8 protein-coding genes are annotated in these 7,436 nt (G+C 69.3%); all 8 read right to left on the bottom strand.

Annotation, left to right across the window (positions count from 1 at the left end; genetic code table 11):
• On the bottom strand, positions 1 to 928 hold a 928-nt coding region (gene rfbB / locus P2P98_RS15490), incomplete at its 3' end, for a dTDP-glucose 4,6-dehydratase (protein ID WP_275801047.1).
• Positions 928 to 1,797, bottom strand: coding sequence for a glucose-1-phosphate thymidylyltransferase RfbA (rfbA, locus tag P2P98_RS15485; protein ID WP_275801046.1), 870 nt, complete (start codon positions 1,795 to 1,797; stop codon positions 928 to 930). The genes rfbA and rfbB, both read right to left, overlap by 1 nt.
• A gap of 102 nt (positions 1,798 to 1,899) precedes the next feature.
• Entirely contained in the window at positions 1,900 to 3,033 is a 1,134-nt protein-coding gene (locus P2P98_RS15480; RefSeq protein WP_275801045.1) for an NAD-dependent epimerase/dehydratase family protein, read from the bottom strand.
• 4 nt (positions 3,034 to 3,037) lie between these two features.
• A complete protein-coding gene (locus tag P2P98_RS15475) occupies positions 3,038 to 3,979 on the bottom strand; it encodes a UDP-glucuronic acid decarboxylase family protein (RefSeq protein ID WP_275801044.1) in 942 nt (313 codons plus the stop codon).
• Between the two features lie 31 nt (positions 3,980 to 4,010).
• Positions 4,011 to 4,892 carry a glycosyltransferase gene (locus P2P98_RS15470; protein ID WP_275801043.1) on the bottom strand — a complete coding sequence of 294 codons (882 nt, stop codon included), beginning with the start codon at positions 4,890 to 4,892 and terminating at the stop codon, positions 4,011 to 4,013.
• A gap of 11 nt (positions 4,893 to 4,903) precedes the next feature.
• Positions 4,904 to 5,785, bottom strand: a complete 882-nt coding sequence (locus tag P2P98_RS15465; protein ID WP_275801042.1) for a glycosyltransferase family 2 protein — start codon at positions 5,783 to 5,785, stop codon at positions 4,904 to 4,906.
• Complete coding sequence (locus P2P98_RS15460; RefSeq protein ID WP_275801041.1) at positions 5,782 to 7,050, bottom strand: hypothetical protein; 1,269 nt, start codon at positions 7,048 to 7,050, stop codon at positions 5,782 to 5,784. The genes P2P98_RS15465 and P2P98_RS15460 overlap by 4 nt, the downstream gene beginning before the upstream one ends.
• Positions 7,047 to 7,436 (bottom strand): glycosyltransferase (locus P2P98_RS15455; protein ID WP_275801040.1); only part of this gene is annotated, 390 nt, incomplete at its 5' end. The genes P2P98_RS15460 and P2P98_RS15455, both read right to left, overlap by 4 nt.

Below are 7,436 nucleotides of genomic sequence, written 5' to 3'. Positions count from 1 at the left end.
GGTACCAGTCGATGGTCGCGGCCAGACCAGACTCGAAGTCGCCGTAGGTCGGCGCCCATCCGAGCTCGGTGCGCAGCTTGGTCGAATCGATCGCGTAGCGCAGGTCGTGGCCGGGCCGGTCGGTGACCAGATCGTAGGCGTCCGTGGGTTGGCCGCTCAGCTGCAGGATCAACTCGACGACCGTCTTGTTGTCCTTCTCACCGTCGGCACCGATCAGGTACGTCTGTCCGATCTTGCCCTTGTCGAGGATCGTGAGAACAGCCGAGGAGTGGTCGTCGGCGTGGATCCAGTCGCGGACGTTCTCGCCCGTGCCGTAGAGCTTGGGACGGACGCCGCGGAGCACGTTCGTGATCTGACGCGGGATGAACTTCTCGACGTGCTGGTACGGCCCGTAGTTGTTCGAGCAGTTGCTGATGGTCGCGCGGACGCCGAACGACCGCACCCAGGCGCGCACGAGGAGATCGGACCCCGCCTTGGTGGAGGAATACGGCGATGACGGGTTGTACGGGGTGCTCTCCGTGAAGCGCGCCGGGTCGTCGAGCTCGAGGTCGCCGTAGACCTCGTCGGTGGAGATGTGGTGGAAGCGCACATCGTGGCGACGCGCCGCCTCGAGCAGCGTGTAGGTGCCGATGATGTTCGTGTCGAGGAACGGGCGCGGGTCGTGGAGGGAGTTGTCGTTGTGAGACTCGGCGGCGTAGTGCACCACGGCATCCGCCTCGGCGACGAGAGGGTCGACGACTGCGGCATCCGCGATGTCGCCCACGACCAGGTGCACCCGGTCCTCGGGAAGGCCGGCGAGCGATGCCCGGTTGCCGGCGTAGGTGAGCTTGTCGAGCACCGTCACGGTGTGGTCGGTGTGCGCGATGACGTGGTGGACGAAGTTGGACCCGATGAAGCCGGCGCCGCCGGTGACGAGAAGGCGTGCCATCAGTGGCCTCTTTCCAGGATTTCGAGGAGATATGCGCCGTAGCCGGACTTCACGAGGGTCTGAGCGCGCTCGCGCAGAGCCTCGTCGGACAGGAAGCCCTGTCGCCAGCCCACCTCTTCGGGTACCCCGATGCGCAGGCCCGTGCGGCGCTCGATCGTGCGCACGTAATCGGCGGCGTCGGTCATCTGGTCGAAGGTGCCGGTGTCGAGCCACGCGGTTCCGCGCGGAAGCACTTCGACCTGCAGCTTGCCGGCCTCGAGGTACGCCCGGTTGATGTCGGTGATCTCGTACTCGCCGCGGGGGGACGGCTCGAGTCCGCGGGCGATCTCGACGACGTCGTTGTCGTAGAAGTAGAGGCCGGGCACGGCGTAGTTGCTCTTCGGTTGGGCGGGTTTCTCCTCGAGGGAGACCGCGCGGCCGTCGCCGTCGAACTCGACCACGCCGTACGCGGTCGGCTCGCCGACCCAGTAGGCGAACACCGCGGCGCCGTCGACGTCGGTGAAGCGCTTGAGCTGCGTACCGAGTCCGGGGCCGTACAGGAGGTTGTCACCGAGCACCAGAGCGACCTTGTCATCGCCGATGAAGTCCGCCCCGATCGTGAACGCCTGGGCGAGGCCGTCGGGGGAAGGCTGCTGAGCGAAAGACAGATTGATGCCGAACTGCGACCCGTCGCCGAGGAGCCGCTCGAAGAATGGCGCATCGTGCGGAGTCGTGATGATCAGCACGTCGCGGATGCCGGCGAGCATGAGTGTCGACAGCGGGTAGTACACCATCGGCTTGTCGTAGACCGGAATAAGCTGCTTCGAGACGCCGAGCGTGATCGGATGCAGTCGCGTGCCCGAACCACCGGCGAGAATGATGCCCTTCACGCCTTCATCGTGTCACAGTTCGCGGCGCGGCCCCGAACTCGACGGCACGCGGACAGGACACGCGCGCGAGCAGGTGAACCGGGCGGTGATCCGCGGACGGCTCTACTTCAGCAGCCGTCGAGCGGCCATCTCTTCGAGGGACTGGCGGTACGTGTCCCCACCCACGGGCTCCTGGACCACCCACTCGACGAAGCGGCGCACGCCCTCGGCGAAGGGGACCGCGGGGCGGAAGCCGAGTACCGCGCTGAGGCGCTCCGTGTCGGCGACGTTGTGGCGGATATCGCCGAGCCGGTACCGACCCGTGATCGATGTCTGCACCGGAATGCCGAAGGCGGCGGACAGTGCCTCGACCACCTCGAGCACGGTCGTCGCGGTCCCCGACCCGACGTTGAAGACCCCGCCTGCAGCCGCGGGAGACGTGGCTGCCAGGAACGTGGCCTCTACCACGTCGTCGATGTAGACGAAGTCGCGGCTCTCCTGCCCGTCCTCGAAGACGTCGATGCCCTGTCCCTGACGGATGAGGGTCGAGAAGATGGAGAGGATCCCGGTGTACGGGTTGGTGAGCGATTGTCCCGGCCCGTAGACATTCTGGTATCGCAGGGACACGGCCTCCACGCCGATCGTCGGGGCAACCGTCATGATGAGCGATTCCTGCACCTGCTTGGTGATCCCGTAGACCGAAGAGGGGTGCAGCACCGCGTCCTCGGGCGTGGGGATCAGCTCGAGCTTCTCGCCGTCGTCACCGTGGACGGCGAAATCACCCTGCGCCATGGCGGTATCGGTCCGATGCGGCGGGTACACGACGGCGCCGGCTGCGGTGCGGTACGCCCCCTCGCCGTAGATGGACCGCGACGAGGCCACGACCACGCGTCGGACGGAATGCGGCTCATTAGTCAGGAGATCCATGAGCTTCGCGGTGCCGCCGATGTTGGCCTCCACGTAGCGGTCGATCTCGTACATGGACTGGCCGGTGCCGGTCTCGGCGGCGAGATGGATCACGATCTCGACATCGACGAGGGCCGCCCGCAGGTCGTCCACCGACGTCACGGTGCCCCGGTGCACCTCGGCCACGTCCGCGACGGCGCGCAGCAACGGCGAGGTGGTGTCGGGATCCGAGCCGTGCACCTGGGCGAGGAGCGCGTCGAGCACACGGACGCGGTGACCGGACGCCGCGAGGCGCGCTGCCAGGCGGCTTCCGATGAAGCCCGCGCCGCCGGTGATGAGAACGTGAGCCACGGTGTCAGCCCGCCAGTACCGAGCGGAAGTAGTCGATCGTGCGCTCGAGGCCGGGACGCAGCGCGACCGTCGGCTCCCACCCGAGCTCGCGGCGCGCGAGGTCGATGTTGGGCTGCCGCTGCTTGGGGTCGTCCTGCGGAAGGGGGCGGTGCTCGATCGTGGAGGAGCTCCCGGTGATCTCGAGCACGGCGTTCGCGAGCTCGAGCATGGTGAACTCGCCCGGGTTGCCGACGTTGATGGGGCCGGTCACGTCGTGGCCGGTGTTCATCAGACGGACCATGCCGTCGACGAGGTCGTCGACGAAGCAGAACGAGCGGGTCTGCGAGCCGTCTCCGTAGATCGTGATCGGCTCGCCGCGGAGGGCCTGCACGATGAAGTTCGAGACCACGCGCCCGTCGTTCGGGTGCATGCGCGGGCCGTACGTGTTGAAGATGCGGATGACCTTGATCGACAGGTCGTGCTGGCGGCGGTAATCGAAGAACAGCGTCTCGGCGGCGCGCTTGCCCTCGTCGTAGCAGGAGCGCGTGCCGATGGGGTTCACGTTGCCCCAGTAGTCCTCGGTCTGCGGGTGCACGGCCGGGTCGCCGTAGACCTCGGAGGTCGATGCCTGGAGGATCGGCACGCGCAGGCGCTTGGCGAGGCCCAGCATGTTGATCGCGCCCATGACGCTGGTCTTGGTGGTCTGCACCGGGTCGTGCTGGTAGTGCACGGGAGACGCGGGGCACGCCAGGTTGTAGATCTGGTCGACCTCGACGTACAGCGGGAAGGTCACATCGTGCCGGAGGAGCTCGAATCGCGGGTTGTCGAAGAGGTGCTCGACGTTGCGACGGGACCCCGTGAAGAAGTTGTCGACGCAGATGACCTCGTTGCCCTCGGCCAGGAGGCGCTCGGAGAGATGGGACCCGATGAAGCCGGCGCCGCCGGTGATGAGAACTCTGGATGACACGTTCTCAGCGTAACAGCGGGGTCTCGGGCGCTCAGCGGGTCGCGGAGACCATGCGCGCCTGGCCGAAGGTGCGCCCGAGGGTGCCCTCGAGGCGACCGAGGAACATCGGCCACCCGTCGCCGAGGGTGATCGGTCGCGGGTTGCGGACACCGTAGAGCAGACCCGCGGCGGTGAAGGCGAGTCGCCACCAGAGCGGGTATCCGTGGACGGCGAACGCGCGCCCCGTGCCGCGGCCGTAAGCGCGCAGCTTGCGTCGCCTTTCCGCCGTGCTCAGCCCGAAGCCGGTCGAGATCCCATCGACGTGGACGTCGGCGGGGAGCCACCGGAACTCGCGGACCAGGCGCGGCTCGTGCGCCATCGCGCGCAGCAGCAGATCGGTGCCCTCGGCCACCTGCCAGGGCGACGCGGACCCGGGACCCATGTTCTCGTCGAATCCGCCGACGGCGTCGAACAGCGAGCGGCGGATGAGGATGCCCATCTCGATGACCGACCACACGTTGTACTTGTCCAGCGGGGTTCCCGCGGACGGCAGCGTCGTCTTGGGGCCGCGCTCATCCCAGGAGGTGAACCCGCCCGCGAGGAAATCGGCCCCGTCGACGGCGGCGTGCAGGGCGGCGACGGTGCCCGCCGGGTAGGTCGTGTTGTCGTTGGGGAAGGTGACGACGGCATCGCCGGCCGGGAGGGCGGCGACGCCGGTGTTCCGGCCCAACGAGGCACCCCGGGCCGAGGTCGTCGCGGTCACCGGAACACCGCGCGCGGCGAACTCGGCGGCGAGGGCCGCCACATCGTCCTGGGCGCCCTGCGCGACGAGGACGACATGGTCGCCCTCCCTCAGTTGGTCCTCGAGGGAGGCGAGAAGCGCGCGGAGCGGCTCGAGCCGCCCCAGGGTCGTCACGACGAAGCCGATGGTCATGGGGCGTCCTCTCAGGGCAGGGCGTTGACGGCCGGGTAGGCCGGATCGGGAGCGGGGGAACCGAGACGCCAGCCCGCTCGAACGTAGGCGGCACCGCGTCGATCTCCCTGGGCCAGGGTGAGCAGGACCTTCGCGCTGAGGCGGGCGAGGCCCGTGGCGGTCGTGGCGCCGCCGTGCAGGGTCAGGAAGTGACGGAATGCCTGGCTCGAGTACGCGAGGATGCGCGAGCCCGCGCGTGAGTGGGAGGACGAGACCGCGTGGGTGAGCACGGCGTCGGCGACCTCGGCGAACCCGATGCCCCGCTCACGCAGGCGGAAGCCGTACTCGACGTCCTCCCAGTACATGAAGAAGCGCTCGTCGAGGAGTCCCGCCGTCTCGAGCGTCGAGCGTCGCAGGAGGACGCACGCCCAGGTGAGGAAGTCCGGCTGCTCCCCGGGGCGCGGCTGTCGGATCCCCCAGGTCAGGCGGTTCACGATCCCGCCGGCGGAGAAGCGCTGGCCGTCGGGGGTGACGATGCGCGGTCCGACGACCCCGAGGGACGCATCCGTGGCGAGTGCCTCACGCAGCCGGTCGATGTCGTCGACGGGAAGGGTCGCGTCGTTGTTCATCACGAGCAGGAGATCGATCTCGTCGTCGGCGAGGAGGACCTTCATCCCCGCATTCACCCCGACCGCGAATCCGGTGTTGGCGCTCAGCTCGACGAACTCGATGCGATCGTCGGGCGCGAAGGCATCCTGGATCGTCCCATCGGCCTCGTTGTCGACGACGACGACACGGGTGACGGCCGGTGAGGCGAGGAGCCCGGTCACGCACTCCACGGTCTGGACACGGTCGCGCCAGGTCAGGACGACGGCGCCGATGCGCGTGGTCGCATCTCGGGGGGAGGGGGTCATGCGGTGCGGTCCTGTTCTCGTCGGGCCGGAGGGGACGCGATGTCGCGCATCGCGAGGGCACACGGTCGCCACAGCAGGAGGGTGGCCAGGCCCTCGGTGAGGGCGTAGCCGAGGGCTGCGCCGAGGGGGCCGATCACGATGGCCATCGCGACCATGGCGGGGACGCCGATCGCCGTCGCAACGAGCGTAACGGTCATCACCAGACGGGCCTTACCCGCGGGGAAGAGCACGTGACGTGTCATGGAGGTACGGACGGAGAGGAAGAGGAAGACGAGGCCCATCGCCGCGACGAGATCGAGCCCTGCCGCGGCCGACTCCCCGAACATCACCAGGCTGACCCACGGTCCGAGGACGGTGAGGACGACGGCGCCCAGGAGACCGAAGGCGACGTGCGTGCCGAGGGCGACGCGCAGGCGGCGTCGGCGGTCGAGGGGATCGCCCTCGCTCACCCAGCTCTGGAAGGCGCTCGCCAGGGTGAACGGGAGCACGCTGCCGAGCTTGAACATCTTGTCGGCCGAGGCGTATCCCGCCGCAGCCGAGGGCAGCGCCGTGACGTTCACGAGCGGCGCGGGGACGCTCGAGTATGCGCTCAGAGCGGCATCGTTGACCGCGACCGGCAGACCCGCGCGCAGGAGCCCGGGGATCTCGCGCGCGGGCGGCCAAGGACCCGGATGCCGACGCAGCAGCCGCGCGCTGAACAGCGTCGTGCCGCCCAGCGTCACGAGGATGCCCGCGATCGGGTAGAGCTCGACGATCCCGGTCAGAAGGATCGCTCCCGCGGCGAGGGCGGTGGCGACAACGCGCGGGACCGCGTCGAAGAAGATGATCGTGCGCGGATCGCCCACCCCGGCGCAGTACCACGTGAACGACAGGGCGATCAGGGCGCCCTGGACGCCCATCAGCACCGTCAGCAGCTCGGATCCGGGTGACGCCACGAACCAGCACACCACCGCGAGGATGGGCAGCACGATCGCGGCGAGCAGGAGTCGCACGACGATCGAGTCACGGTACAGCCGCGCGCGCCGGTCGCCGTCGGGGGCGATCGAGATGAGGGCCGGGCCGACGGCCGTCCACCCGTAGCCGATTGCGATCGCGGCGAACGTGCCGATGGCTTCGCCCGCGACCGCGCTCGCCCAGCCGCCGTCGCCCGCGAGGCGCGAGATCAGGGGGAGGACGAGGAGCGGGGAGATCGCCGCGATCGCGGGGACCACCATGAACCCCACGAGGCGTCCGCGCAGCGGCGCCGGCCCTGCGGCGTCGGTCATCGCGGCTCCCCGAGGGCGCGATCGAGAACCGTCGCGACGCCGTCCGCCGCATCGTCCCAGGTGAATCGCGAGGCCCACTCTCGAGCGGCGTCGCGCGTCGCGGCATCCGGTGGATCCGCGAGGACCGTGCGGATCGCCGCGCCGAAGGCCGTGGCATCCGTCGCATCGGCGTACCGGGCGGCCGTGCCCCCCACCTCGCGCAGCACGGGGACGTCGTTCGCGAGGACGGGAACGGCTCGCCGCAGGGCGTCGACGACGGGGAGACCGAACCCCTCGACCAGCGAGGGACAGGCGTAGAGGTCGGCGACCTGGAACAGCGCTTCGAGCTGAGCGTCGCTCACCCAACCGGGAAGCACCACGTCGCGGGCGAGGCCCAGGCGATCGAC

This window comes from Microbacterium sp. Kw_RZR3, from assembly GCF_029222405.1.
Lineage (GTDB): Bacteria > Actinomycetota > Actinomycetes > Actinomycetales > Microbacteriaceae > Microbacterium.
Note: the sequence above shows the minus strand (reverse complement) of the source record. Positions and strands in the feature narration are given on the sequence as shown.

Coding starts and splice junctions, on each gene's coding strand:
- P2P98_RS15470 (WP_275801043.1), bottom strand. CDS start 4,892: ATGACCATCGGCTTCGTCGTGACGACCCTGGGGCGGCTCGAGCCGCTC.
- P2P98_RS15465 (WP_275801042.1), bottom strand. CDS start 5,785: ATGACCCCCTCCCCCCGAGATGCGACCACGCGCATCGGCGCCGTCGTC.
- P2P98_RS15460 (WP_275801041.1), bottom strand. CDS start 7,050: ATGACCGACGCCGCAGGGCCGGCGCCGCTGCGCGGACGCCTCGTGGGG.